This window comes from Actinomadura sp. ATCC 39365 (assembly GCF_054392275.1).
This window is the reverse complement of the sequence record NZ_CP184335.1, coordinates 4,746,006-4,771,838: the sequence shown is the minus strand read 5'-3', so window position 1 is coordinate 4,771,838 and position 25,833 is coordinate 4,746,006. Positions and strand designations below refer to the sequence as shown.

The following is a 25,833-nucleotide window of genomic DNA, read 5'->3' as shown; positions in this document are numbered from 1 at the left end:
GACGAACTAGACGTTGAAGTACTTGGCCTCGGGGTGGTGCGCGACCAGCGCCGAGGTGGCCTGCTCGGGGTGGAGCTGGAACTCCTCCGACAGGCTGACGCCGATGCGGCCCGGGTCGAGCAGCTCGAACAGCTGCTGCTGGTCCTCCAGGTTGGGGCAGGCCGGGTAGCCGAAGGAGTAGCGGCAGCCCTGGATGTTGACCTTGAGCATGTCGTCGAGCGTCTCCTGGCCGCCGATGCCCCACTCGGCGCGCACCCGGGCGTGCCAGTATTCGGCCAGCGCCTCGGTGAGCTGCACCGACAGACCGTGGAGCTCCAGGTAGTCGCGGTAGGCGTCCTTGGCGAACAGCTCGGCGGTGGCCTGGGAGATCTTGGCGCCCATGGTGGCCACCTGGAAGCCGACGACGTCGACCTCGCCGGAGTCCTTGCCCCGGAAGAAGTCGGCCAGGCACAGGTGCCGGTCGCGGCGCTGGCGCGGGAAGGTGAAGCGGGTGCGCTCGTTGCCGTCGTCGCCCAGGATGATCAGCGAGTCGCCGTCGCTGACGCACGGGAAGTAGCCGTAGACGACGGCCGCCTCCAGCAGGCCCTCGGTCTGCATGCGCTCCAGCCACATGCGCAGCCTGGGCCGGCCCTCGGTCTCGACCAGCTCCTCGTAGCCGGGCCCGTCGCCGCCCCTGGTGGGCTTGAGGCCCCACTGGCCCAGGAACAGGGCGCGCTCGTCGAGGAAGGCGGCGTACTCGGCCAGCGAGATGCCCTTGACCACGCGGTCGCCGTGGAAAGGCGCCGCCGGCACCGGATTGTCGGCGGCCACGTCGGAGCGGGCCGGCAGCTCCTCGACCGGGGTGCGCTGCAGCACCGCGCCGGTCTTGACCCGCCGCTCGCGCAGCGGCGGCAGCGTGGCGCCCGCGACGCCGCGCTTGACGGCCATGAACGAGTCCATCAGCCGCAGCCCCTCGAACGCGTCGCGGGCGTAGCGCACCTCGCCCTCGAACAGCTCGGCGAGGTCCTGCTCGACGTAGGCGCGGGTGAGCGCGGCGCCGCCGAGCAGCACCGGGTACTTCTCCGACAGGCCCCTGGAGTTCATCTCCTCCAGGTTCTCCTTCATGATGACCGTCGACTTCACCAGCAGCCCGGACATGCCGATCACGTCGGCCTTCTGCTCGTCGGCGGCCTCCAGGATGGCCGAGACCGGCTGCTTGATGCCGAGGTTGACCACCTGGTAGCCGTTGTTGGACAGGATGATGTCCACCAGGTTCTTGCCGATGTCGTGCACGTCGCCCTTGACCGTGGCCAGCACGATGCGGCCCTTGGTCTCGCCCTCGACGCGGTCCATGTGCGGCTCCAGGTAGGCCACGGCGGCCTTCATCACCTCGGCCGACTGCAGCACGAACGGCAGCTGCATCTGGCCGGAGCCGAACAGCTCGCCGACCGTCTTCATGCCGTCGAGCAGCACCTCGTTGATGATCTCCAGCGCGGGCCGCTGGGTGAGCGCGTCGTCGAGGTCGGCCTCCAGGCCCTTGCGCTCGCCGTCGATGATGCGCCGCTTGAGCCGCTCCCACAGCGGCAGCGCGGCCAGCTCCTCGGCCTTGCCGGCGCGCATGGCCGCGGCGTCGACGCCCTCGAACAGGTCCATGAAGCGCTGCAGCGGGTCGTAGCCCTCACGGCGGCGGTCGTAGACCATGTCGAGCGCGACCTGGCGCTGCTCGTCGGGGATGCGGGCCATCGGCAGGATCTTGGAGGCGTGCACGATGGCCGAGTCGAGGCCGGCGTTGACGCACTCGTTGAGGAACACCGAGTTGAGCACCATGCGGGCGGCCGGGTTGAGGCCGAAGCTGATGTTGGACAGCCCCAGCGTGGTCTGCACGCCCGGGTAGCGGCGCTTGAGCTCGCGGATGGCCTCGATGGTCTCCAGGCCGTCGCGCCTGGTCTCCTCCTGGCCCGTCGCGATGGGGAAGGTCAGGCAGTCGACGATGATGTCCTCGACGCGCATGCCCCAGTTGCCGGTCAGGTCGTCGATGAGGCGGGAGGCCACGCGCACCTTCCAGTCGGCGGTGCGGGCCTGGCCCTCCTCGTCGATGGTCAGCGCGACGACCGCCGCGCCGTGCTCGCGCACCAGGCGCATGATCTTCTGGAAGCGGGAGTCGGGGCCGTCGCCGTCCTCGTAGTTGACGGAGTTGACGGCCGCCCGGCCGCCGAGCATCTCCAGGCCCGCCTGGAGCACGGCGGGCTCGGTGGAGTCGAGCATGATCGGCAGCGTGGAGGCGGTGGCGAAGCGGAAGGCCAGCTCCTTCATGTCGGCCACGCCGTCGCGGCCGACGTAGTCGACGCACAGGTCGAGCATGTGGGCGCCGTCGCGGGCCTGGTCGCGGGCGGTCTCCACGCAGTCGTCCCAGCGGCCTTCCAGCATCGCCTCGCGGAAGGCCTTGGAGCCGTTGGTGTTGCAGCGCTCGCCGATGGCCAGGTAGGAGGTGTCCTGGCGGAAGGGGACCGTCTGGTAGAGGGAGGAGGCGCCGGGCTCGGGGTGGGGGCGGCGCGTGACCGGCTCCTTGCCGCGCACCCGCTCGACCACCTGGCGCAGGTGCTCGGGGGTGGTGCCGCAGCAGCCGCCGACCAGCGACAGGCCGTAGTCGCGGGCGAAGGTCTCGTGCGCGTCGGCCAGCTCCTGCGCCGACAGCGGGTAGTACGCGCCGTCGGAGGTGAGCACCGGCAGGCCGGCGTTGGGCATGCAGGACAGCTTGAGCCGGGAGTGGCGGGCGAGGTAGCGCAGGTGCTCGCTCATCTCGGCCGGGCCGGTCGCGCAGTTGAGCCCGACGATGTCGACGCCGAGCGGCTCGATCGCGGTGAGCGCGGCGCCGATCTCCGAGCCGAGCAGCATCGCGCCGTTGGTCTCGATCGTCACCTGGGCGATGATCGGGACGTCCCGGCCGGCGGCCTCGACGGCCCGCTTGGCACCGATGACGGCGGCCTTGACCTGGAGCAGGTCCTGGCAGGTCTCGATGATGAGCGCGTCGGCGCCGCCCGAGATCAGGCCGGCCGCGTTGTCGCGGTAGGCGTCGCGCAGGCTCCGGTAGGGCAGGTGGCCCAGCGTCGGCAGCTTGGTGCCCGGCCCCATCGAGCCGAGGACGAAGCGCGGCTGCTCGGGCGTGGACCAGTGGTCGGCCCGCTCGCGGGCGATGCGGGCGCCGGCCTCGGAGTACTCGAAGACGCGCTCGCCGATGTCGTACTCGCCGAGCGCGGCCAGGTTGGCGCCGAAGGTGTTGGTCTCGACGCAGTCGACGCCGACGGCGAAGTACGCGTCGTGCACGCCCTGGACGATGTCGGGGCGGGTGACGTTGAGGACCTCGTTGCAGCCCTCGTGCCCCTCGAAGTCGTCGAGCGTCGGGTCCTGCGCCTGGAGCATCGTGCCCATAGCCCCGTCGGCCACGATCACGCGCTGGGACAACACTTCTCGGAAGGACGGGGAGATGCTCATGCCGTAGAGCTTATCGGCTGAGTCCCGACGGCCTATTCTTCCGCCTGCCAATTGACCCGGCGTCCAATAGCGGCGGGCCCGCCCGGCTCCTTCCGTGTCGTTCCGGCGGGCGGTCCGCCCCCTTCCGGGGTGATCCGCTAGGGGCGAACGGAAGGGAGGGGTGAGCGCGGTGGGACGGGGGATAGTCGCGTGGTGGGCTGGGCGAAAGGGGTGGGCCGGTGGCTCGGAGCGTTCGCGGGGAGATCGGTGACGCCGACGCCTGCTTACCGCATAGGCTTAGCGCGATGAGGGAGAGAGGAGGCGACACGTGATCGAGCTCGAAGGGCTCCCCGAGCTCGTCGACCCGGTGCTCATTGCCGCGTTCGAGGGGTGGAACGACGCGGGCGAGGCTTCCAGCGGTGTGATCGCCCATCTCGAGTCGTCCTGGAAGGCCGAGCCGCTGATCGCGCTCGACCCCGACGACTACTACGACTTCCAGGTCACCCGTCCCGTGGTGGAGATGGGCGACGGGCTGACCCGGTCCATCGTGTGGCCCACTACGCGGCTGTTCCACGCCCGTCCGCCGGGCAGCGAGCGCGACGTCGTGCTGCTGCGCGGCATCGAGCCCAACATGCGCTGGCGCTCGTTCTGCGCCGACATCATCCAGGTCTGCCGGGAGCTGGGCGTCGAGCTGGCGGTGATGCTGGGCGCGCTGCTCAACGACTCGCCGCACACCCGTCCCGTGCCGATCCTGGGCGGGGCCACCGACGAGGCGCTGGCCCGTTCGACCAACCTGGAGCTCAGCCGCTACGAGGGCCCCACCGGCATCGTCGGCGTACTCCAGCACGCCTTCGGCGAGGCCGGGCTCGACGCGATCTCGCTGTGGGCCTCGGTGCCCCACTACGTCGCCCAGCCGCCCAACCCGAAGGCCACCCTCGCGCTGCTGCGCCGCATGGAGGACGTGCTGGAGATCCCGATGCCGCTCGGCGACCTCGACGAGGAGGCGCGCGCCTGGGAACGCGGCGTCGACGAGCTGGCCTCGCAGGACAGCGAGGTGGCCGAATACGTCAAGGAGCTGGAGGAGCGCAAGGACGCGGCCGAGCTGCCCGAGGCGAGCGGCGACGCGATCGCCGCCGAGTTCGAGCGCTACCTGCGCCGCCGCGACCGCGACACCGACAGCTGACCCGCGGCACATCGCGGCTCAAGCCGTCACACCCGACGGCCTGCTCCCCTGGCAGTCCCGCGGCACGGTCCTCCACACCCGACGGCTGACTCCGCGAGCAGTTCTGAGCGCCAGGCCGGGGCTTGAAGTCGGGTAGCTACATCCCAGGCCGGACTCAGGAGGTCGCACGTCTGCATCCATGAGGCCAGGGCTGTGAGGTCGCGTGCCTGCATCCCGAGGCCGGAAGGTGAGGGGTCGCTCGGCCACCTCCTAGGCTGGGGCTGTGAGGTCACTCGAGGGCCGCCACGCCTGACAGTTGACTCCGAGACGCACCCCGGCTCGGGCCGCCCGCGCCCGACGGCTGGCTCCGGGGCTCATCCCAGCTCTGGCCGCCCGCACCCGACGGCTGGTTCCGGAGCTCATCCCGGCTCAAGTCATCACACCCGACGGCCTGCTCGCCTGGCAGTCCCGCGGCACGGTCCTTCCCGCCCGGCGGCCGACTCCGCGAGCAGTCCTGAGGGCCAGGCCGGGCTCTGAGGTCGTGTGGCCACATCCCCGGGCCGGACTCAGGAGGTCGCACGTCTGAATGCCTGTGAGGTCGCGTGGCTGGATTCCGGGGCATGTGAGGTCGCGTGGGTGGATTCCGGGGCACTTGAGGTCGGGTTACCTCTGGGCGGGGGCCGGCTGGGGGCGTCGGTGTTTGACGGACTGGTCGTAGCGGTGCCAGATCAGGGCGGTCACGGCGGGGTCCGGGGCGAGCGGGGCGGTGACGAGGTCGGCGCCCGAGGCGTCCAGCCGGTCGTGGAAGAAGCCGGGGGCCAGCACGTACGAGGCCACCACCACCCGGCCACGAGACGTCCTGCGCGCCTGGTCCACCGCGTCGGGCAGCGACGGCGTTCCCGAGGTGGCGAAGGCCGCCGTGACCGGCCGCGACAGGCGTACCGAGAGCCGCCGGGCCGCGGCGCGCACGTCGGCGAGCCCCGCGGGGTCGGACGAGCCCGCCGCGCCCAGGATCACCGCGTCGGCGGCGCGCAGCCCCGCGTGGGCCAACGTGCGGACGAGCGCCGAGGTCAGCAGGCCGTGTGGCCCCAGCCGGCCGGCCACCAGCGCGTCCGGACGGCGGGCGGCGACGACCTCGGGCAGGTCGACGTGCACGTGGTAGCCACCGGCCAGCAGCAACGGCACGACCACCACCGGCCCAGGCACGGCCGGCAGCACGTCGGCGAGGAGCGGCGAACTGATCTCCAGAAAGCTCATCTCGACCCGGCACCCCGGCCGTGCCCTGCGGACCGAACGGGTCAGCGCGGCCAGGGCCCGCTCCCCCGCCGCGCTCCGCGTCCCATGCGCAGCCAGCACCAGCGTGGGCAGCGGCCCGTCCTCGGGCACGGACTCACTCGCCAAAGGGGTCGCACCCACCAGAGCGGACGTGCGCACGAGAGCAGGTGCGCGCACGACATCGCACGCACGCACGACATCGGGCGCACGCACGACACCCGGCGCACTCACGAGACCCAGCGCACGCACGAGGACCGGCGCACGCACGAGAGCTGGCCCGCCGCCCGGCGCCGGGTCGGGGTGGGTGGGGTTGGAGGGGTTGGTCGCGGTTCATGGGGTGGGGTGCCTGGGGTTCATGGAGGTGGCTGGGGTACCTGGGGTGGCTGCTGGGGTTGCTGGGAGACGGGTGCTGGCGTGGCTGGGTGGGTTGAGGTTGGTGGGTTGTGGGTTGGTGGGGTGGTGGGGGTCATGGGGTGGGCTCGTGGGGGCAGGCCAGGCGGTAGCCGCGTTTGACGACCGTCTCGACGATGCCGCTCGGCCCCAGGGCCCGGCGCAGCCGGGTGACGGCCATCTCCACCGCGTGCTCGGCCGAGTCGCGGACGGCGCTGCCCGGCAGGACCGTACGCAGGTCGGCGCGGGAGACCACGTGGCCCGGCTTGTCGGCCAGGCGTTTGAGCACCGCCATCGGCGCGGGCGGCAGCGGACGCAGGTCGCCGTCCACGACGACGGCGTGGCCGCGTACCTCCAGGCGGTGGTCGCCCGCGACCAGCCGGGTGACTCCGTGCTCGGGCAGGTGTCTGGCCAGGGCGCGGGCCAGGGCGCCGAGACGGGAACGGTCGGGCTGCAGGACGCGTACGCCACGAGAGGTCAGCGGCTCGGCCGTCACGGGCCCCACGCAGGCGGCCACGACGGGCCCGCCGAACGCGGCCAGCAGCGCGTCCTCCAGCCCGTCGGAGCGGGCCGCGCCGAGCATGGCGTGGACGGCGGGCGCGCTGGTGAAGGCCACCGCGTCCACGGCGCCGGAGACCGTCTGGCTGATCAGGCGGCGCAGGGGCGAGCCGTCGCGGCAGGGCAGCCACCGGTAGACCGGGATCTCGATCACCTCGGCCCCGGCCGCGCGCAGGTCGGCCACGAAGGCGGTGAGCGGCTCGCCGTGCTGCTGGACCGCGATGCGCCGGCCGCGCAGGTCCTGGGCGAGCAGGTACTCCTTGACCTCGTCGCAGGACTCGGTGACGGGGGTCCAGTGGTCGGTCAGCCCGGCGGCCCGTACGGCTCCCTTGGCCTTGGGGCCGCGGGTGAGCAGGCGGGCCCGGCCGAGGTGGTCGCCGAGGTCGGCGGACAGGCCCCAGCCCTCGGCGGCGGCCATCCAGCCGCGGAAGCCGACGCCGGTGGTGACGACCACGTCGTCCAGGGGGGCCTGGAGGGTGCGCCGGGTGGCGGCGAGCAGGTCGGCGTCCTCGGCCAGGGGCACCAGGCGGATGGCGGGGGCGCTGACGACACGGGCGCCGCGCCGCGCCAGCAGCGCGGCGAACTCCTCCCGCCGCCGCGTGGCGGTCACCCCGATGGTGAACCCGGCCAGCGCGTCGGGCGCCGTCTCGGGAGACCCTTCAGAAAGGGTGGTCATGCCGGTACCTCCGGGCTGGCGGGGCCCGGCCGGGCCCCGAGCGCCCGGCCGGGCATCACAGGCGCGGGCGACGCAAGTGAGATCACCCCCCGATCCTGCTTTCGGGTGGTTTCGCCCTTGGGTCTCCGCTGTTACCGCTGTGCTACAAGGCCCGGCCTTCAGGGTTGAGGGGATCCGGCGACGGGAACCGTTCCGCATGACGATCGCGGCGTTTCGGGGAGTTGCGGGTGACGGTCCGGCCTATTCGCGTGTTCGACGATCCGGTGCTCCGCGTGGTGGCGGAGCCGGTGCACGACTTCGACCGGGAGCTGCGGCGCCTGGTGAAGTCGCTGACGCTCACCCTGCGGGCGGGCACGGGCCGGGCCGGCCTGGCGGCCCCGCAGATCGGCGAGCCGGTGCGGGTGCTCGTCTACTCCTACGACGGTCGTTCCGGTCATCTGGTCAACCCGCGGCTGGAGCTGTCGGAGCGGCGGATCACCGCCGACGAGGCGTGCCTGTCGGCGCCGGGCCTCTGGCGTCCGCTGGAACGCTCCTACATGGTCACGGCGCGCGGCCGCGACATGTTCGGCAAGCCGGTGACGCTACGGGCGCTGGGCGTGCTGGCGAGGGTGCTGCAACACGAGGCCGATCATCTCGACGGGGTGCTGTTCAGCGACCACCTCGAAGCTGAGGAGCGGGAACGCTTTCTTGCCGAGGCACTGCCGGCGAGCTGAGCTCACGCCGCTGTTCGGGGTCGGTGCCGCCCCACACGCCGTGCGCCTGCCGGGTGTCCAGCGCGTACTGCAGGCAGGGCCGGCGCACGGGGCACCGGCCGCAGATCGTCTTGGCCTTCTCGACCTGCGAGCGGCCGGGGCCTTCGAGCGAGATCGGGAAGAACAGTTCGGGGTCCAGTTCCAGGCAGGCTGCCCTGCGTGACCAGTTGAGCATCATCATGCCCATCGCGCCTACCCATGCCTTCCGGCGTCATACCTGTCAGATCCGGGCTCAGTTCCCAGCTCACATCCCGGCTCGGATCCCGGCTCAGATCTCGGCCAGCAGGCGGTCCCAGTCCCGCAGGAACCTGGGCAGGCCGTAGCGGGCCAGCGCGGCGGCCCGCGCGGCCTTGCCCGCCTGGGCGGCCCGCTCGGGGTCGGTGACGAAGGCGTGCAGGGCGTCGGCCAGCACGTCCACCCTGGTGGAGATCACCCCGGCCTCCTGCGGCACCGCCTCGACGGCCTCGGTCGTGGCCAGCGCCACGACGGGCAGGCCGAGGGTCATGGCCTCGATGAGGGCCAGGCCCAGCGACGTCCAGCGGTAGGGGTGCAGGTAGGCGCGTCTGCGGGCCAGGGCGGCGTGCATGACGTGCTGCGGCAGGTCCTCGTAGGTGCCGTACGGCAGGCCGTCCACCTTCATGCCGAACACGTCCAGCGGGACGCGCTCGGCGAAGCGCGGCAGCAGGTCGGTGCCGGCGACCCTGGTACGGCGTACCGGCTCGTTGACCACGACGCCGGCCCTGGCCAGCTCGCCGGTGTACAGGTGGCCGGGGTCGGGGACGCCGTGCTCGATCACGCGGGTGGGCGCCCGGCCGTTGTCCCAGAACAGCTCGTTGAAGTGGGTCACATGGACGATCGTGATGTCACTCTGGCCGGACAGCGGATGCCTCGTGCGCGGGACGTCGCCGGCCGGGGTGTTGTGCTCGACGTACACGCCGGGCACCGCGCGGCCGAGCCATTCGCGGGCCAGGTCGATCTCGTGCGGCCGCTGGTAAACGACCACGTCGATCGGCTCGTCGCGGAGCCGGTCGTAGGGCACCTCGCGGACGTTGTCCGGCCAGTCGTAGGTGGCGGCGCGCCCCCGGCCGTCGGGACCCCGTCCGGGGACGAGCGGCAGCACGTAGTCGTGGCCCCCGCTGACGAAGGCGCTGGTCCACGAGCCGTGGACGTGCCAGATGAGGATCCTCACCAGCGGCTCCAGCCCATGGCCCGGGCCCAGGGCGCGGACGAGGCCGCCGCCACGGGCACCTCGGGCGCGCTGAGCACCCGGTCGACGACGTCGGTGAGATCCTCGGCGACCTCGGCCGCCTGCTCGATCTCCTCCTCCAGCGTCTGCCTGGTCGGCACGAGGATGCCCCGGGCCCCCGCGGCCCTGGCCGCCTCCATGTCCCGGCCGATGTCGCCGACCACCACGCAGTCGCGCGGGCTGACGTCGAGGACGGCGGCCGCCCTGATCACCAGCCCCGGCGCCGGTTTGCGGCAGGTGCAGCCGTCGGCGTCGTCGTGCACGCAGATGGCCCAGGCGTCGAACGGCCCGAGCAGTTCCTCCACCCTGGCGTTCACCTGGTCCATCTCGTCCGGCGAGAGCAGGCCCTTGGCCACGCCGGACTGGTTGGTGACCACCGCGACGGGCACGTCGGCCCGGCGGAGCCTGCCGAGCGCCTCGACCGCTCCCGGCATGGGCTCGACGAGGCGAGGGTCGCCGTTGTACGGCACGTCTTTGATCAAGGTTCCGTCCCGGTCGAAGAGGACGGCCCCGGGACGTCGCTTTTCGAACACCTTTCACCTCCGTCGCGTGATCCGGCAGCTACCCGGGCCGCCACCCGGCAAACAACTACTCAGAGTGACCAACCCCGGGCGATTACGCCCGTTTTCGCATCTCCCGAGGTAGTCCCAGGTTTGAGAGCCGCTTCTCTCGGTAGCGGTTCTTGACATCTGCGGGGGAGGAAACGATGAAGTTTCTCGGCATCAACGCGATCTTCCACGACCCGGCCGCGGCTCTGGTCGTCGACGGGAAGATCGTGGCCGCGGCGGAGGAGGAGCGCTTCAGCCGCCGCAAGCACGGCAAACGGCCGCTGGCGTTCTCCGCCTGGGAGCTGCCCGAGCAGGCCGCCGCCTGGTGCCTGCAGGAGGCGGGCCTGTCCCCCGAGGACCTGGACGCCGTGGCCTACTCCTACGACCCGGCGCTGGTCGTCCAGCGGCCGGAGGGCGACTGGGAGGACCTGCGCACCCGGTACGCCGTCAGGGCCCCCGCCTTCCTGGCGACCGCGCTGCCGGGCCTGGACGCCGGGCAGGTCTCGTACGTGCCGCACCACGTGGCGCACGCCGCCTCGGCCGGCCTGGCCTCCCCCTGGCGCGACTGCGCGGTGCTGGTGTGCGACGGGCGCGGCGAGAACGTCTCGCACCTGGCCGGCCGCTACCGCGACGGCGAGCTGGAGGTGCTGGCCGCCCAGGAGCTGCCGCACTCGCTCGGCCTGATGTACGAGGACGTCACCCAGCACCTGGGCTTCCTGCGCTCCAGCGACGAGTACAAGGTCATGGCCATGGCCTCCTACGGCCGGCCGCGCCACCTGGAGTCGCTGCGCGAGATCATCTACACGACCGGCGACGGGGGCTTCCGCGTCGAGCCGGTCGACTGGAACGTCTACGTCAAGGCGCTGGCCATGGGCGAGCCCTGGACCTCCGACCACGCCGACCTGGCCGCCAGCGTGCAGGCCCGGCTGGAGGAGGTGCTGCTGGAGCTGGCCCGCTGGCTGCACGAGCGCACCGGCGAACGGCGGCTCGCGCTGGCCGGCGGGGTGGCGCTGAACTGCGTGGCCAACACCCGGCTGCTGGACGAGGGGCCGTTCGACGAGGTGTGGGCCCAGCCGGCCGCCGGCGACTCTGGCACGGCGCTGGGCGGCGCGCTGCACCTGGCGCAGACCTACGGCGAGCCGGCCGGTCCCATGCCGGGCGCGGCGCTCGGGCGCGGGTTCACCGACGAGGAGCTGGGCGCCTGGCTGGACGTGGCGCGGGTGCCGTACACGCGGCCGGCCGACCTGGGCGCGGCGGTGGCCGCCGAGCTGGCCGCCGACCGGATCGTGGCCTGGTTCCAGGGCCGGTCCGAGTACGGGCCGCGGGCGCTCGGACGCCGCTCGCTGCTGGCCCATCCGGGGCACCCGGGCAACACCGAGCGGCTCAACGACGTCAAGGGCCGGGAGCAGTTCCGGCCGATCGCGCCCATGGTCCTGGAGTCCAGGGCGCCGGAGATCTTCGGGCGGGGGCCGGTGCCCTCGCCGTACATGCTGTTCGTGCACGACGTGCGCGAGCCCTGGCGGGACCGCATCCCGGCGGTGGTGCACGTGGACGGCACCGCGCGCATCCAGACGATCTCGCCGGCCGACGACCCGCTGATGGCGCGGGTGCTGACCGAGTTCGAGGCGCGCACGGGGCTGCCGGTGGTGGTCAACACCAGCCTGAACACCGCGGGCCGGCCGATGGTCGACGACCCGCGGGACGCGCTGGAGTGCTTCGGCTCCTCGCCGGTGGACGTGCTGGCGCTGGGGCCGTACCTGGTGCGGCGCGGGGAGGTGTTCGCCTCGTGATCACCGTCGTGATCCCCACCATCGGCCGCGCCACGCTGCGGGAGACGCTGGCGGCGGTGGGCCGGACGGTGCCGGTGATCGTGGTGGACGACCGCCGGGCGGCCGCCGCCGCGCTGGAGCTGCCCGACCATGTGCGGGTCGTGCGCTCGGGCGGCCGGGGCCCGGCCGCCGCGCGCAACGCCGGCTGGCGGGCCGCCGGGACGCCCTGGGTGGTGTTCCTCGACGACGACGTGATCCCCGCGCCCGGGTGGGCCGAGGCGGTCTGGAAGGACCTGGTGGACCTGCCCGACGACGTGGGCGGCAGCCAGGGCCGGATCGAGGTGCCGCGGCCGGCCGGCCGGCGGCCCACCGACGCCGAGCGGCACACGCTGGGGCTGTCGGACGCGCTGTGGGTGACGGCCGACATGGCCTACCGGCGTTCGGTGCTGGAGCAGACGGGCGGGTTCGACGAACGTTTCCCCCGGGCCTACCGGGAGGACGCCGACATCGCCCTGCGGGTGGCACGGGCGGGCCACCGGCTGGTCGCGGGCGAGCGGGTGACCACGCACCCGGTGCGCGAGGACGGGTTCTGGGCGAGCGTGCGCTTCCAGCGCGGCAACGCCGACGACGCGCTGATGCGGCACCTGCACGGGCCGCGCTGGCGTCAGGCCATCGGCGGCTCGGGCGGCCGGCTGCGCCGCCACGCCGCCACCTCGGCCGCCGCGTTCACGGCCGCCGCCCTCGGCCTGGCCGCCACCGTGGCCCGCCCCTCCGGGAGAGGGCGCCCGGACCGGTGGCCCGAGAGGCGGCCCGGCAGGCGGCTCGGCAGGCGGCTCGGCAGGCGGCTCGACCAGCGGCCCCGCAGGCGGGGCGCGGCCGGCGGGTGGCGGGCGTTGCCGGTGCTGGCCGCGATCGCCGGAGCCCTGTGGGCCGCGATGACCGCCGAGTTCGCCTGGCGGCGCATCGCCCCAGGGCCGCGTACCCCGCGCGAGGTGTGGCGCATGGCCGTCACCAGCGTGGTGATCCCGCCGGTCGCCTGCGTGCACCGGCTTCGGGGGGAATGGAGGTGGCGGCGATGAGACGTCGCGATCCGGCGGCTCGGTGCGGCCGCAGCCGTGCGAACGCCACGCAGCGCCGCGGCAAGGCCGGACGGGCCGCCCACAAGCCCGCGCCCACGGAGACCACCACGGCGGAGCCCGCCACAGCGGCGGCCGGCACGCTGGAGGCAGCGGTGTGCCAGGCCGCGGGAGAGCACGGCGGCGGCCGGGGACGCGTCCTGGTGGCGCGGCTCGACGACGCCGGAGACGTCCTGCTGGCCGGGCCCGCCACCCGGGCCGTGCGCACGCTCGCCGACGAGCTGGTCTTCCTGGCCGGCCCCAACGGCCGGGCCGCCGCCGAGCTGCTGCCCGGCGTGGACCGGGTGATCGAGTGGCGGGCGCCGTGGATCGACCACTCCCCCGCCGCCGTGTCCAACGCCCAGGTCGCCGACCTGATCGCCCGGGTCCAGGGCGTGGACGAGGCGCTGCTCCTGACCTCCTTCCACCAGTCGGCGCTGCCGCTGGCCCTGCTGCTGCGGATGGCCGGCGTGCGGCGCGTCTGCGCGATCAGCAACGACTACCCCGGCTCGCTCCTGGACGTCCGGCACGTCGTGGACGAGACGCTCGACGTGCCCGAGGCCGAGCGCATGCTGGCCGTCGCGCGGGCGGCCGGGTTCGATCTGCCACCCGGCGACGACGGCAAACTGGCTGTTCGGCGGCCATTGCCGGATATCGGCCGGGAAAGCGGGCATTTCCTAGGCGTCGGCGGCGCTGCCGATGAACGCTCGTACGTCGTGGTGCATCCAGGGACGTCAGCCCCCGCCAGAACGTGGCCGGCCGAGAGACATCGGCAGGCCGTCAGGGAGCTGGTGGACGACGGGCACCAGGTCGTCGTGACCGGCAAGGAACGTGACCTCACCGCCTACGTGGCCTGCGACGCGGCAGTCGACCTCGGAGGCAGGACCACGCTCGCCGAACTGGCCGCCGTGATCGAAGGCGCCAGTGTGCTGGTGGCCGGCAACACCGGTCCCGCGCACCTGGCCGCGGCGGTCGGCACACCGGTCGTGAGCCTGTTCGCCCCTGTCGTCCCCGCCGCTCGATGGGCCCCGTACGGCGTGCCCACGGTGCTGCTCGGTGACCAGCAGGCGCCCTGCTCGGGAAGCAGGGCGCGCACCTGTCCGGTGGCCGGGCACCCGTGCCTGTCCCTGGTGACAAGTGAGCAGGTGGTCAAGGCAGTGAGGGAGCTGACGCAGTGAAGGTCGATCTCATCTCCGAACACGCCGATCCGCTGGCGGCCATCGGTGGCGTGGACGCGGGCGGGCAGAACGTCTACGTCGCGCACCTGGCCGTCGCACTGGCCGAGCGCGGGCACACGGTCGTCGTCCACACCAGACGCTCGGCGCGGTCGCAGCCCGACGCGGTGACCATGGCGCCCGGCGTCACGGTCGAGTACGTCACGGCGGGCCCGGCCGCGGTCGTGCCGAAGGACGAGCTGCCGCCGTACATGCCGGAGTTCACCGAACGCCTGGCCGACCGCTGGGCGTCGGACCCGCCGGACGTGGCCCACGCGCACTTCTGGATGAGCGGCCAGGCGGCCCTGCGGGCCGCCGGGGGCGTGCCGGTGGTGCAGACCTTCCACGCGCTCGGGACCGTGAAGCGGCGCTGGCAGGGCGAGGCCGACACCAGCCCGGCGCACCGGATCGACACCGAGCGCGAGATCGGCAAGCGGGCCGACGCGGTGCTGGCCACCTGCAGCGACGAGGTGAGCGAGCTGTGCGCGATGGGCGTGCCCGAGCGGCGCGTCACGGTCGTGCCCTGCGGGGTGGACCTGACGGCGTTCCGCCCGCAGGGGCCGGTCGCGCCGCGCGCGGGCGCCAAGGTGGTGCTCAGCATCGGCCGGATGGTGCCGCGCAAGGGCGTGGACACCCTGATCGCCGCGCTGCGCCAGATCCCGGACGCCGACCTGGTGATCGCCGGCGGCGGCCCGGACGACGAGGAGGAGACCGAGCGGCTGCGCGACCTGGCCCTCGCCTACGGGCTCCAGAACCGGGTGCACCTGATCGGCAGCGTCCCGCGCACGCACGTGCCGGCGCTGATGCGCTCGGCCGACGTCGTGGTCACCGTGCCCTGGTACGAGCCGTTCGGGATGGTCCCGATCGAGGCGATGGCCTGCGGCGTGCCCGTCGTGGCCTCGGCGGTCGGCGGCCACCTGGACACGGTCGCCGGCTGCGGCGTGCTGGTCCCCCCACGACGCCCGCGGGCGCTGGCCAGGGCGCTGCGCGACGTGCTCGCCGACCCGGGCAGGCGGGCGGCGCTGGGCGCCGCGGGAGCGCGGCGGGCCCGCGAGCGGTACGGCTGGTCCCGCATCGCCGAGCAGACCGAGGCGGTGTACACGCAGGTCATCGACGGCAAGCTCTGCCGCCTGGCCGCTCTGGGGGGTTGATCATGGACAGACATCTGGAAAAGCTCTGGACCACGCTGGAGAAGGTCGACGACCACGCGGTCACCATCCGTGCCTGGGGCGGGAAGCTGGCCGGCGTGCTGTCGGCCGGCGGCCGGCTGCTGGCCTGCGGCAACGGCGGGTCGGCGGCCGAGGCCCAGCACCTGACGGCCGAGCTGGTGGGCCGCTTCAGGGCCGACCGGCCGCCGTACGCGGCGATCCCGCTGCACGGCGACAGCTCCTCGATGACCGCGATCGCCAACGACTTCGGCCACGAGGAGGTCTACGCCCGCCAGGTGCGGGCGCACGGCCGTCCCGGTGACGTGCTGATGTGCCTGTCGACCAGCGGTGGCAGCCCGAACGTGCTGGCCGCGGCCAGGGCGGCGCAGGAGGTCGGCGTCGTTGCCTGGGCGCTGACCGGGCCCGCGCCGAACCCGCTGGCCGACCTGTGCGACGAGGCGGTGGCCGTGCCCGCGCAGGAGACGGCCACCGTCCAGGAGGTGCACCTCGCCATGATCCACCTGCTCTGCGACGCCATCGAGGAGGCCGTCTGATGGGCCCCCTCGTCGTCATCGGCGACACACTGCTCGACGTGGACGTCGAGGGCGACAGCGAGCGGCTGTGCCCGGACGCGCCGGTCCCGGTGGTCGACATCGCGGCCGAGCACGCCCGCCCCGGCGGGGCCGGGCTGGCCGCGCTGCTGGCCGCGCGGGACGGCGCGGAGGTGGTGCTGATCACCGCGATCGGCGACGACCTCGACGGTCACCGCCTGTGCGCGCTGCTGTCGGAGGAGGTCGAGCTGGTACGCCTGCCGCTGAACGGCGGGACCGTGCGCAAGACCAGGGTCAGGTCGAGGGGCCAGACCATGCTCAGGCTCGACAGCGGCGACGGCCTCGCCCGGTCCGACCCGCCCGGCGAGATCCCCGAGGAGATCACGGCCGTGCTGGCCCGCGCCGGCGCCGTGCTGGTCTCCGACTACGGCAGGGGCGTGGCCGGCATGGCCCGGGAGCTGCTGCGCGAGGCCCGCGTACCGGTCGTGTGGGACCCGCATCCCCGGGGCGGGCCGCCCATGCCGGGCTGCACGCTGCTGACGCCGAGCGAGGCTGAGGCCAGGATGTTGTGCCCGGACGGCTACCGCGGCCCCGACCATGCGGCCCGCCGCCTGGTGCGGGAGCTGCGCGCGGGAGCCGTGGCGGTCACCACCGGCGGCACCGGCGCCACGCTGGCCGTCCAGGGCGGCCCGCTGACGCGGGTGCCGCCCCCGGTGACGGCGGCCGGGCAGGACGCGTGCGGCGCGGGCGACCGGCTCGCCGGCGCCGCGGCGCTCGCGCTGCGCGACGGCGCGGACGTCGAGGAGGCGGTCACCATCGGCGTCGGCGAGGCCTCGCGCTTCGTCGAGCGCGGCGGGGCCGCCACCGTCAGGACCCAGGAACAGCGGCTCGGCGACCGGCCGCGCACCGCGCTGGAGGTGGCCAGGCTCACCCGCGCGCAGGGCGGCCGGCTGATCGCCACCGGCGGCTGTTTCGACCTGTTGCACGCGGGGCACGTGAGCCTCCTGCGGCGGGCCAGGGCGCTGGGCGACGCTCTCGTCGTCTGCGTCAACTCCGACGACTCGGTGCGCAGGCTGAAGGGCCCGTCCAGGCCCGTCGTCGACGCGCGTGACCGGGTCGAGGTGCTGCGGGCGCTGAGCTGCGTGGACGCGGTCCTGGTGTTCGAGGAGGACACCCCGGCCGAGTCCATCGAGCTGCTGCGGCCCGACGTGTGGGTGAAGGGCGGGGACTACGAGGGGGAAGTCCTGCCCGAGTCAGAGGTCCTGGAGCGGCTCGGCGCCGAGTTCGTCGCGCTCAGCACGCTGCCGGGACGTTCGACCAGCAATCTGATCAGGGAGATCCAGTGAATATTTTGATCACCGGGGGCGCCTCCGGTCTCGGCCTGGCCACCGCCGAGGCGGTCGAGAAGGAGGGCTGGCGGGCGCTCGTCGTCGACGTGCGCGAGCCGGACCAGCGCTTCGACCACGTCACGGCCGACCTGGCCGACCGCGGGCAGGCCGAGCGGGCCGTACGCGAGCTCGCCGAGCGGGCCGGCGGCCTGGACGGTGTGGTGACCGCGGCCGGCATCGACGCCTGCGGGCGCCTGGAGGACGTGCCCGCCGACGACTGGGAGCGGGTGATCCAGGTCAACCTGCTCGGCACGGCCGCCGTCGTCCGGGCCGCGCTGCCGTACCTGAAGCGGACCCGCGGCAAGGTGGTGACCTGCGCCTCGACGCTCGGGTTGCGCCCGTTGAGCGACGCCTCGGCGTACTCGGCCTCCAAGTTCGGCGTCGTCGGCTTCACCAGGGGGCTGGCGGTCGAGCTGCGCGGCGAGGTGGGGGTGACCCTGCTGATCCCGGGCGGCATGCGGACGGGCTTCTTCGACGGGCGTCCCGAGCAGTACAAGCCGGGCCCGGAGGCGGGGCTGAACGACCCGGCCCACGTCGCCCAGACCGTCGTGTTCGCGCTCCGGCAGCCGGCCGGGTGCGAGGTCAGAGAGCTGGTCGTCTGCCCCTCCACGGAGACGTCATGGCCCTAGAACTGCTGGCGTTGCGCGGGCTCGGCCTGGGCGACCTGCTCACGGCCGTCCCCGCGCTGCGGGCGCTGCGGCAGTCCTTTCCCGGGCACCGGATCACGCTGGCCGCGCCGAGGTCCCTGGAGGCCCTGCTGCCGCTGATCGGCGCGGTGGACGCCCAGGTGGACGTGTCGGGGCCGGGCCCGGTGCCGTTCCAGCGGCCCGACATCGCGGTCAACCTGCACGGCAAGGGGCCGCAGAGCATCGAGGCGCTGCGCGCCACCGACCCGGGCCGGCTGATCAGCTTCGGCGTCGGCCCGCCGTGGCAGGACGGCGTGCACGAGGTGCGGCGCTGGTGCGGCCTGCTGGAGTGGCACGGCATCCCCGCCGACCCGGAGGACCTGACGCTCGGCATCTCCGACCGGACGGGTCCGGTGATCGTGCATCCGGGGGCCGCCTACCCGGCGCGGCGCTGGCCGCCCGAGCGGTTCGGCAAGGTCGCGGCGGCGCTGGACGACGTGGTCGTCACCGGCAACGCCGACGAGGTGCCGATCGCCAGGAAGGTCGCCGAGCTGGCCGGGCTGCCGCCGGAGCGTATGCTGGCCGGCCGTACCGGTCTGGCCGACCTGATCGACCTGGTCAGCCGGGCCCGGCTGGTGGTCTGCGGCGACACGGGGGTCGCGCACCTGGCGACGGCGTTCTGCGTGCCGTCGGTGGTGCTGTTCGGCCCGGTGCCGCCGTCGGAGTGGGGGCCGCCGCCCGGATGGCGGCACGTGGCCCTGTGGGCCGGCCGCAAGGGCGACCCGCACGGCCTGCGCCCCGACCCCGGCCTGCTCAGGATCGAGGTGTCGGAAGTGGTCGACGCAGCTCTGGAGGTCACGTCATGAGGGCTCTGGTCACCGGCGGAGCCGGCTTCCTCGGTTCCTACCTGTGCGAACGCCTGCTGGACGAGGGCGCCGAGGTCATCTGCATGGACAGTTTCCTGACCGGCGGCCCGCGCAACGTCGAGCACCTGCTGGACAACCCGGCCTTCCGGCTCATCGAGAGCGACCTGACCGGGTACGTGCACGTCCCGGGCCGGGTGGACCTGGTGCTGCACTTCGCCTCGGCCGCCTCGCCGGCCGACTACCTGCGCTACCCGATCGAGACGTTGCGGGTGGGCAGCGTGGGCACCCTGCACGCGCTCGGGCTGGCCAGGGAGAAGGGCGCCCGGTTCGTCCTGGCGTCCACCAGCGAGGTGTACGGCGACCCGCTGGAGCACCCGCAGAAGGAGACGTACTGGGGGAACGTCAACCCGGTCGGCCCGCGCAGCGTGTACGACGAGGCCAAACGCTTCGCCGAGTCGCTGACCACCGCCTACCGGCACTCGCGCGGCACCGACACCGGGATCGTGCGCATCTTCAACACCTACGGCCCGCGGATGCGGCCGTTCGACGGCCGGGCGATCCCGACGTTCATCCGGCAGTCGCTGAAGGGCGAGCCGCTGACCATCACCGGCGACGGCTCCCAGACCAGGTCGATCTGCTACGTGGACGACACCGTCTCGGGCATCCTGGCCATGGCCCGCAGCGACTTCACCGGCCCGGTCAACATCGGCAACCCGGACGAGCTGACCATGCTGGACCTGGCCACCCTCATCCGCGACCTGACCGGTTCGGCCTCGGAGATCGAGTTCATCGACCGGCCCGCCGACGATCCGAAGGTGCGCCGGCCCGACACCACCCTGGCCGCCGAACGGCTGGGCTGGCGGGCGGAGGTGCCCGCCAAGGAGGGCCTGCGGCGCACGATCGAGTGGTTCACCGCGGAGCTCGCCGCGAACGACAGGTTCGAGGAGCTGCGTGTGTGACGGAGAACGCCGAGCGATCGGCGACTCCACGGGAGGTCGTGGGCCGGGTGCGAGAACCCGGCCCACGACCATGTCACCCGGACGCCACGCCCCCGCCTGTGCCTGGGGCCGGGCGGCCGGTCAGAGTGCGATGCCGAGCAGGGCGTCGGTCAGGTCCTTGACCAGGCCGGGCTCCTGCGGGCCGCCCTCGGCCAGCGCCCGCTCGGCCCAGGCGTCGATCGCGGCCAGCGCGCCCGGCGAGTCGAGGTCGTCGGCCATCCGCCCGCGGACCGTGGCCAGCAGCTCCTCCGCGTGCGGCGCGCCCCCCAGGGCGACGGCCGAGCGCCACAGCGCGAGCCGGCGCTCGGCGGCGGCGAGCTGGTCGGGCGTGTATTCCCAGTCCTCCCGGTAGTGGTGGGCCAGCAGGACGAGCCGCACGGCCATCGGGTCGTGCTGCTGCCGCAGCCGGCTGACGAACACCAGGTTGCCCTTGGACTTCGACATCTTCTCGCCGTCGAGCGCCACCATGCCCGCGTGCGTGTAGAACTTGGCGAACGGCCACTCCCCCGTCGCCGCGTGCCCCTCGGAGGCGCCGCACTCGTGGTGCGGGAAGATCAGGTCGGAGCCGCCGCCCGCCACGTCGTAGCCGGGGCCCAGGTTGCGCAGCGCGATCGCGGTGCACTCGATGTGCCAGCCGGGACGCCCCCGGCCCAGGCTCGTCTCCCAGGCCGGCTCGCCGGGCCGCTCGGCCCGCCACAGCAGCCAGTCGAGCGGGTGCCGCTTGCCCGGCCGGTCGGGGTCGCCGCCGCGCTCGGCGGACAGGGCCAGCATCTCGGCCTCGTCGTAGCCGGACACCTGGCCGAACTTGGGGGCGTCGGCCACCTTGAAGTAGACGTCGCCGTCGAGGTCGTAGGTGCAGCCCTTGGCGGCGAGCTCGGTGATCAGGTCGGCGACGTGGCCCACGACCTCGGTGACGCCGACGTACTCGCGCGGCGGCAGGATGCGCAGGGCCTCCATGTCGGTGCGGAACAGCTCGATCTCGCGCTCGGCCAGTTCCTGCCAGTCGATGCCGGTCTGGGCGGCCCGCTCCAGCAACGGGTCGTCCACGTCGGTGGCGTTCTGGGTGTAGTGGACCTCGTGCCCGGCGTCCCGCCACATCCGGCCCACCAGGTCGAAGGCGTGGTAGGTGTTGGCGTGGCCGAGGTGGGTGGCGTCGTAGGGGGTGATGCCGCAGACGTACATCCGGGCGGTCGGGCCGGGATCGGTCTGCCGCACCTGCCTCGTCGTCGTGTCGTAGAGACGCAGCGGAATGCTCTCACCTGGGAGCTTGGGGATGTTCTGGGCAGACCACGATCTCATGCCTTTGAGCCTATCCGTGCCGTAAGGTCCGTGAACTCGTAGCCGGTGTCGTCCTGCCCCAGGGTGACCCGCATCACCGACAGCGAGGCGTAGACGCGGCCGTCGGGCAGGGTGTTGCGCACCAGGAGGGCGTCCGGCCGGTCGGAGTGCGCGCCGGTGATCAGCTCCGCCCAGTCGGGCGCGCTCGCGAAGCGCGGCAGGTGGGCCCGTACGCGGTCGGCGTCGGGGTCGAGGCCGGTGTTGACGACCATGCTGGTGCCGTCGGGCAGGGCGGAGGCGGTGAGGCGGTCGCCGTCCCAGCTGAACAGCCGCACGCCGGACAGGTCGGCGAGCACGAGGTGGAAGGGGTCGTAGCGGGTCAGGTCGACGTCCGGGACGCCGCCCGTGGAGACCGCGATCAGGGCCGGTCGCCGCGGGAGACCCTGGTGGTCTCGGGGGCCTGCCTGCCGTGGCCGTTGAGGAGGGCGGCGGCGCGGCAGGCGGACGGGGAGACGGCCATCCAGGTGCCGCCGCCCTTGAGGTCACGGCCGCCGATCACCCCGGGATGCTCGGGCCAGTGCTCCCCCGGCGCTTCCCAGGGGCGGTCGGCGAGCTCGTCCCGCACGCCCATGAGGGTCAGCGGCTCACCGGTTCTCACGATCAGCGTGCACATGCGGCAAAGGGTATAAAACCCCCGCCACTCCTCAGATGGGGGGCCAGGGAACGGCCGGCCACCCTTCCGACGGGTACGGATGCACGCCGGCGTCCAGCAGCCGCCTGACCCGCCGCCAGGTGGCCTCCACCTCGGCCAGCGTGAGCAGTTCGCGCAGCCGCCGCCCCAGCGAGCCCGACTCCAGGTCGCGCTCCAGCTTGGCCAGCACCGCCACCGCCTCGCGCGCCAGCGGCTTGCCCCGCCACTGCCACAGCACCGTACGCAGTTTGTCCTCGACCGAGAAGCAGACGCCGTGGTCGACGCCGTAGACGTGCCCGGTGGGCAGCGGCAGCAGGTGACCACCCTTGCGGTCGGCGTTGTTGACCACCGCGTCGAACACCGCCATCCGGCGCACCACCGGGTTGCGGCTCTTGACCAGCCGCATCAGGTCGATCTCGCGCTCGGTGTCGATCCACAGCTGGCACATGCCGGGCCCGAACGGGCCCTCGCGGTAGACGGTCGGCGGCACGATGCGCCAGCCGGTCGCCTGGGAGACCTCGTAGGCGGCCACCTCACGGGCGGCGAGGGTGCCGTCGGGGAAGTCCCACAGGGGGCGCTCGCCGCGTACGGGCTTGTAGACGCAGGCGGCGCTGCGGCCGCCCAGCTTGATCGAGCAGTAGAGGGTCATGTTGGTGGCCTCGACCAGGCGGCCGGCCACCTCCAGGCGCCCGTCGCGCAGCAGCGTGAGCGCCTCCTCCTCCTGCATGATCGGCCCTTGTGGCGGCTTGACGGCCGGTTCGCTCTCAGGAGCGGTCATGAAGCCGCCTCACCCCCGCGGTAGCCGTTGAGTCGGACGCAGACATGGCCTTCGGCGTCGAGCGGCTGCCCGCACAGGGGACAGGGAGGCCGGCCCGCCGCCACGATCTGGAGCGCCCTGCGGGTGAAGGCACGCGCGGCGCCGGCGCTGATCCGCACCCGCAGCACGGCCGGGTCGGGGCCGTCGAGGTCCTCCTCGTCGATGACCTCCTGCGCCTCTATCACCACCTGGGACTTGTCGTCGTCCCAGGCCAGCGCCATGGTGCCGACCCGGAAGTCCTCCGCGACCGGCACGTCGAGGGGGGCGTCGTCGGCCAGGTCGGCCGGAGCCAGCGCGGGCACGTGCGCGGCGCCCCCGCTGAGCCGCAGAACCTCGTCAAGCAGCTCGTCGAGCCTGCCCGCGAGCGCAGCCACCTGCAGCTTCTCCAGCGCCACGGTGGTCAGTCTGCCCTCGGCCCTGGCCTGCAGAAAAAAGACCCGCGCGCCCGGCTGCCCCAGGGCGCCGGCGACGAACCTCTCCGGTGGGTCGTAGTCGAAGACCGGCATAGCCTGACCTTACGTGGTCCCGGGTCCACCGCCGACGGCGGCATCGCTCCCGGTGATGTTTTCTCCCCCGTCTTTCTCCTCCGAATCCTCGGGCAACCGCAATTCCCCCATATCGTTAATCCTGAGAACAAAGGGACGCAAGGGGGCATAGCGAATCACGGTGAGGGCCGCAGGATCGGCTGTTATCCGCTGAAAATGATCGAGGTGCAGCCCCAGAGCGTCCGCCACGATCGCCTTGATGACGTCTCCGTGGGTGCACGCCAGGTAGACACCCTTCAACCCGAGGCGTCGATTCCACTCCCGGACCGCGGCGACCGCCCGATGTTGCATATCGGCCAGCGACTCCCCTTCCGGAAATGTCACCGCACTTGGATGCGCCTGCACGGTCTGCCAGAGCGGCTCCTGCGCGAGCTCCTTGAGCGGGCGGCCCGTCCAGGTGCCGTAGCCGCACTCGATCAGCCGCTCGTCGACGAGGACGTCCGCCCCGCGGCCCTTCGCGACGGCCTCGGCGGTCTCGCGGCAGCGTTCGAGCGGGCTGGAGACGACGGCGTCGAGCCGGACCCCGGCGATGCGGCCGGCCAGCGCCTCGGCCTGCGCCCGTCCGGCCTCGCTCAGGTGCACCCCCGGGGTGCGCCCGGCCAGCACCGGCCCGGTGAGGTCGGTCAGCCCGTGGCGGGCCAGCAGAAGGGTGGTCACACCAGCAAGTGTCGCAGGCGCGGATCACCATGTTTCACGCACCTGCGAGAAAACTTCGCATCCACCCGCCGCCACGCTCCTCACCAGGCAGGACATTGGAGCGCCGGACTGGCGGGCGGGCCCGTTCTTGGTAACCTGGCGGGATCATGGAGCAGCGCTATGTCGGCCGCAGCGGCCTGTCGGTGTCCCGGCTGGGGCTCGGCACGATGACCTGGGGCCGTGACACCGACCCGGAGGAGGCCGCCGCCCAGCTCCGTTCGTTCGTCGACGCGGGCGGCACCCTCGTCGACACCGCCGACGTCTACACCGGCGGCGACTCCGAGCGGCTGCTCGGCCGCATGCTGCGCGACTCCGTGCCGCGCTCGGAGCTGGTGATCTCCACCAAGGCCGTGGTCACCCCGACCGGCCGCCGGCCGCGCGACGCCTCCAGGCGCCACCTGATCGCCGCCGTCGACGAGTCGCTCAACCGACTCGGCCTCGACTACGTCGACCTGTGGCAGCTCCACACCTACGACGCCGAGGTGCCGCTGGAGGAGACCCTGGCCGCCCTCGACGCGATCGTCTCCTCCGGCCGGGCCGTCTACGCCGGCGTGTGCGACTACGCGGGCTGGCAGCTGGCCGCCGCCGCGGTCACCCAGAAGTCGGTCCCCGGCCGCATCCCGATCACCTCGGCCCAGGTCGAGTACTCGTTGCTGGCCCGCGAGCCCGAGCGCGAGCTGCTGCCCGCCGCCGCCCACCTCGACGTCGGCGTGCTGGCCTGGTCGCCGCTCGGCCGGGGCGTGCTGACCGGCAAGTACCGCACCGGCATCCCGGCCGACTCCCGCGCCGCGACGCCGCACTTCGCCGACTTCGTCCGTCCCTATCTCGACGAGCGCGGCCGCAGCGTGGTCGAGTCGGTCACCACCGCCGCCGACGGGCTCGGCGTCTCGCCGCTGGCGGTGGCGCTGTCATGGGTGCGCGACCAGCCGGGGGTGGCCTCGGCGATCGTCGGCGCCCGTACCCACACCCAGCTCAAGGGCATCCTGTCGGCCGAGGACGTCGTGCTCCCGATCGAGATCCGGGAGGCGCTCGATGACGTGTCCTCGCTCGACTGACGACGAACGAGAATCCATCTCGCGTATCACTAGTCGATACCGAATCGCAACTTTACCGGGAAAAAGCCTGCGTCTGACGGGCCTTGTCCATAAGGATTTCCTCCTGAAGCGACACAGGAGGGGACGGATGGGGAGCAGGACCGCGATCTCGGCCGGGGTGCTCGCGGTGGCGCTGGGGGCGATCCCGGCGGGGGCGCCGGCCGCTTCCGCCGCCGCCGTGCAGGGCTGCCCGGGTGAGGGGGGCCTGCTCTCGGGCGTGACCGACACGCTGTGCGACGTCGTCGGCGCGCTCACGGGCACGGTCGACGACGTGACCGGCGGCAAGGCCGACCCGGTGACCAAGGGCGTCGAGAAGACCACCGACGAGGTGCTCGGCACCGTCGGCGACGCCGTGCCGACCGGCAGGCCCGCCAAACCGTCCCGATCGGACCGCCCCTCCCCCAGCCCCAGCCACACCGACCTGGTGCCCGAGACGCTGAAGGACGTGTGCCTGCCGGTGCTGGCCTGCGGCGACCAGGGCGTGCTCCAGTCGCTGACGCCCCACCCCACCGCGACGGCCTCGCCCGGGACCGAGACCGGACCCGACACCGGGACCGACACCGAGGCCGGGCGCCGCCGGACCGACCGGCCGCGCGGGCGCGAGACCGACGAGGCGACCGCGCCGCTGCCGACGCAGCCGCCCACCCCGCCGCAGCACAGGCCGTACACGCTGGACGACGAGCGGCCGGTCACCGCCGAGGAGCCGACCGCCGATCCCGACGACTCGCGGGTGGAGCTGCTGTGGCCCAACCCGTTCGGGCGTGAGCTGGCCGTGCCGCTGCGCGACCAGCGGGTGGTGCGGCCCAGCCCGCCGGCTCGCGACGTGCTGGGCACGGTGCTGACGATCGTCCTGCTCGGGTCGGCGGTGCTGGCCACCCGGATCGTGCAGCAGCGGCGGCACCGGGCCGAGCCGAGCGAGTCGATCCCGTTCGAGCCGGCCCCGGCGGGCAGCGGCAGGCACCGCCTGGCGTGAGGGGCGC

At 73.3% G+C, this 25,833-nt stretch carries 25 protein-coding genes; 13 read left to right on the top strand and 12 right to left on the bottom strand.

Features of this window, described 5'->3' with window-relative positions:
* Nucleotides 1-6: 6 nt before the first annotated feature.
* A complete protein-coding gene (metH, locus tag ACNF49_RS23525) occupies nt 7-3,471 on the bottom strand; it encodes a methionine synthase (RefSeq protein ID WP_482944999.1) in 3,465 nt (1,154 codons plus the stop codon).
* A gap of 307 nt (nt 3,472-3,778) precedes the next feature.
* Between metH and ACNF49_RS23520 the strand changes: the two genes are divergently transcribed.
* The gene (locus tag ACNF49_RS23520; RefSeq protein ID WP_352325653.1) at nt 3,779-4,633 is read left to right on the top strand and encodes a PAC2 family protein; all 855 of its coding nucleotides are present in this window, start codon (nt 3,779-3,781) and stop codon (nt 4,631-4,633) included.
* Nucleotides 4,634-5,275: 642 nt separating this feature from the next.
* Here the strand turns inward: ACNF49_RS23520 and ACNF49_RS23515 are convergent.
* Both ACNF49_RS23515 and ACNF49_RS23510 read right to left on the bottom strand, forming a co-directional pair.
* Nucleotides 5,276-6,013 (bottom strand): sirohydrochlorin chelatase, encoded by a 738-nt coding sequence (locus ACNF49_RS23515; protein ID WP_482944998.1) that lies wholly within the window; start codon nt 6,011-6,013, stop codon nt 5,276-5,278.
* 340 nt (nt 6,014-6,353) lie between these two features.
* Nucleotides 6,354-7,511 carry a uroporphyrinogen-III synthase gene (locus ACNF49_RS23510; protein WP_482944997.1) on the bottom strand — a complete coding sequence of 386 codons (1,158 nt, stop codon included), beginning with the start codon at nt 7,509-7,511 and terminating at the stop codon, nt 6,354-6,356.
* Between the two features lie 248 nt (nt 7,512-7,759).
* Between ACNF49_RS23510 and ACNF49_RS23505 the strand changes: the two genes are divergently transcribed.
* Entirely contained in the window at nt 7,760-8,224 is a 465-nt protein-coding gene (locus ACNF49_RS23505) for a peptide deformylase (protein WP_357977258.1), read from the top strand.
* On the opposite strand, the gene ACNF49_RS23500 is transcribed toward ACNF49_RS23505, so the two are convergent.
* The 3 genes from ACNF49_RS23500 to ACNF49_RS23490 all read right to left on the bottom strand — a co-directional run bounded on the left by ACNF49_RS23500 (nt 8,160) and on the right by ACNF49_RS23490 (nt 10,042).
* On the bottom strand, nt 8,160-8,438 hold the full coding sequence (locus ACNF49_RS23500) for a WhiB family transcriptional regulator (protein ID WP_449923197.1): 279 nt from the start codon (nt 8,436-8,438) through the stop codon (nt 8,160-8,162). The two genes, ACNF49_RS23505 and ACNF49_RS23500, sit on opposite strands and share 65 nt — an antisense overlap.
* Before the next feature lie 93 nt (nt 8,439-8,531).
* Nucleotides 8,532-9,452 carry a glycosyltransferase gene (locus ACNF49_RS23495; protein WP_357977255.1) on the bottom strand — a complete coding sequence of 307 codons (921 nt, stop codon included), beginning with the start codon at nt 9,450-9,452 and terminating at the stop codon, nt 8,532-8,534.
* Complete coding sequence (locus tag ACNF49_RS23490) at nt 9,449-10,042, bottom strand: D-glycero-alpha-D-manno-heptose-1,7-bisphosphate 7-phosphatase (protein WP_357977253.1); 594 nt, start codon at nt 10,040-10,042, stop codon at nt 9,449-9,451. The genes ACNF49_RS23495 and ACNF49_RS23490 overlap by 4 nt, the downstream gene beginning before the upstream one ends.
* Nucleotides 10,043-10,215: 173 nt before the next feature.
* Between ACNF49_RS23490 and ACNF49_RS23485 the strand changes: the two genes are divergently transcribed.
* The 9 genes from ACNF49_RS23485 to ACNF49_RS23445 are packed head-to-tail and all read left to right on the top strand — an operon-like array spanning nt 10,216 to nt 19,693.
* Nucleotides 10,216-11,847 (top strand): carbamoyltransferase family protein, encoded by a 1,632-nt coding sequence (locus ACNF49_RS23485; RefSeq protein WP_357977250.1) that lies wholly within the window; start codon nt 10,216-10,218, stop codon nt 11,845-11,847.
* Nucleotides 11,844-12,905, top strand: coding sequence for a glycosyltransferase family 2 protein (locus tag ACNF49_RS23480; RefSeq protein ID WP_482944996.1), 1,062 nt, complete (start codon nt 11,844-11,846; stop codon nt 12,903-12,905). Before ACNF49_RS23485 ends, ACNF49_RS23480 begins: the two co-directional genes overlap by 4 nt.
* Complete coding sequence (locus tag ACNF49_RS23475) at nt 12,902-14,119, top strand: glycosyltransferase family 9 protein (RefSeq protein WP_482944995.1); 1,218 nt, start codon at nt 12,902-12,904, stop codon at nt 14,117-14,119. Before ACNF49_RS23480 ends, ACNF49_RS23475 begins: the two co-directional genes overlap by 4 nt.
* A complete protein-coding gene (locus ACNF49_RS23470) occupies nt 14,116-15,306 on the top strand; it encodes a glycosyltransferase (RefSeq protein WP_482944994.1) in 1,191 nt (396 codons plus the stop codon). Before ACNF49_RS23475 ends, ACNF49_RS23470 begins: the two co-directional genes overlap by 4 nt.
* Nucleotides 15,307-15,308: 2 nt before the next feature.
* Nucleotides 15,309-15,857 (top strand): D-sedoheptulose-7-phosphate isomerase, encoded by a 549-nt coding sequence (locus ACNF49_RS23465; protein WP_357977238.1) that lies wholly within the window; start codon nt 15,309-15,311, stop codon nt 15,855-15,857.
* Nucleotides 15,857-17,200, top strand: a complete 1,344-nt coding sequence (locus ACNF49_RS23460; RefSeq protein ID WP_482944993.1) for a PfkB family carbohydrate kinase — start codon at nt 15,857-15,859, stop codon at nt 17,198-17,200. Before ACNF49_RS23465 ends, ACNF49_RS23460 begins: the two co-directional genes overlap by 1 nt.
* Complete coding sequence (locus ACNF49_RS23455) at nt 17,197-17,871, top strand: SDR family oxidoreductase (RefSeq protein WP_357977232.1); 675 nt, start codon at nt 17,197-17,199, stop codon at nt 17,869-17,871. The genes ACNF49_RS23460 and ACNF49_RS23455 overlap by 4 nt, the downstream gene beginning before the upstream one ends.
* Nucleotides 17,862-18,734, top strand: a complete 873-nt coding sequence (locus ACNF49_RS23450; RefSeq protein ID WP_357977229.1) for a glycosyltransferase family 9 protein — start codon at nt 17,862-17,864, stop codon at nt 18,732-18,734. The genes ACNF49_RS23455 and ACNF49_RS23450 overlap by 10 nt, the downstream gene beginning before the upstream one ends.
* The gene (locus ACNF49_RS23445) at nt 18,731-19,693 is read left to right on the top strand and encodes a UDP-glucuronic acid decarboxylase family protein (protein WP_357977226.1); all 963 of its coding nucleotides are present in this window, start codon (nt 18,731-18,733) and stop codon (nt 19,691-19,693) included. Before ACNF49_RS23450 ends, ACNF49_RS23445 begins: the two co-directional genes overlap by 4 nt.
* Nucleotides 19,694-19,813: 120 nt before the next feature.
* Here the strand turns inward: ACNF49_RS23445 and mshC are convergent, their stop codons facing one another.
* The 6 genes from mshC to ACNF49_RS23415 form a co-directional block, all read right to left on the bottom strand.
* Nucleotides 19,814-21,031 carry a cysteine--1-D-myo-inosityl 2-amino-2-deoxy-alpha-D-glucopyranoside ligase gene (mshC, locus tag ACNF49_RS23440; protein WP_357977223.1) on the bottom strand — a complete coding sequence of 406 codons (1,218 nt, stop codon included), beginning with the start codon at nt 21,029-21,031 and terminating at the stop codon, nt 19,814-19,816.
* Nucleotides 21,028-21,366, bottom strand: coding sequence for a hypothetical protein (locus tag ACNF49_RS23435; protein ID WP_482944992.1), 339 nt, complete (start codon nt 21,364-21,366; stop codon nt 21,028-21,030). Before ACNF49_RS23435 ends, mshC begins: the two co-directional genes overlap by 4 nt.
* Before the next feature lie 62 nt (nt 21,367-21,428).
* Nucleotides 21,429-21,683 carry an NRDE family protein gene (locus tag ACNF49_RS23430; protein WP_482944991.1) on the bottom strand — a complete coding sequence of 85 codons (255 nt, stop codon included), beginning with the start codon at nt 21,681-21,683 and terminating at the stop codon, nt 21,429-21,431.
* A gap of 31 nt (nt 21,684-21,714) precedes the next feature.
* Complete coding sequence (locus ACNF49_RS23425; RefSeq protein WP_482944990.1) at nt 21,715-22,479, bottom strand: SCO1664 family protein; 765 nt, start codon at nt 22,477-22,479, stop codon at nt 21,715-21,717.
* Nucleotides 22,476-23,024 carry a DUF3090 domain-containing protein gene (locus ACNF49_RS23420; protein ID WP_482944989.1) on the bottom strand — a complete coding sequence of 183 codons (549 nt, stop codon included), beginning with the start codon at nt 23,022-23,024 and terminating at the stop codon, nt 22,476-22,478. The genes ACNF49_RS23425 and ACNF49_RS23420 overlap by 4 nt, the downstream gene beginning before the upstream one ends.
* A 9-nt stretch (nt 23,025-23,033) precedes the next feature.
* The gene (locus tag ACNF49_RS23415) at nt 23,034-23,720 is read right to left on the bottom strand and encodes a histidine phosphatase family protein (RefSeq protein ID WP_352327878.1); all 687 of its coding nucleotides are present in this window, start codon (nt 23,718-23,720) and stop codon (nt 23,034-23,036) included.
* A gap of 146 nt (nt 23,721-23,866) precedes the next feature.
* On the opposite strand from ACNF49_RS23415, the gene ACNF49_RS23410 reads away from it, so the two are divergent.
* Together ACNF49_RS23410 and ACNF49_RS23405 are read left to right on the top strand one after the other, a co-directional pair.
* Nucleotides 23,867-24,814, top strand: a complete 948-nt coding sequence (locus tag ACNF49_RS23410; protein ID WP_352363413.1) for an aldo/keto reductase — start codon at nt 23,867-23,869, stop codon at nt 24,812-24,814.
* Between the two features lie 127 nt (nt 24,815-24,941).
* A complete protein-coding gene (locus ACNF49_RS23405) occupies nt 24,942-25,826 on the top strand; it encodes a hypothetical protein (protein ID WP_357977215.1) in 885 nt (294 codons plus the stop codon).
* Nucleotides 25,827-25,833 lie beyond the last annotated feature (7 nt).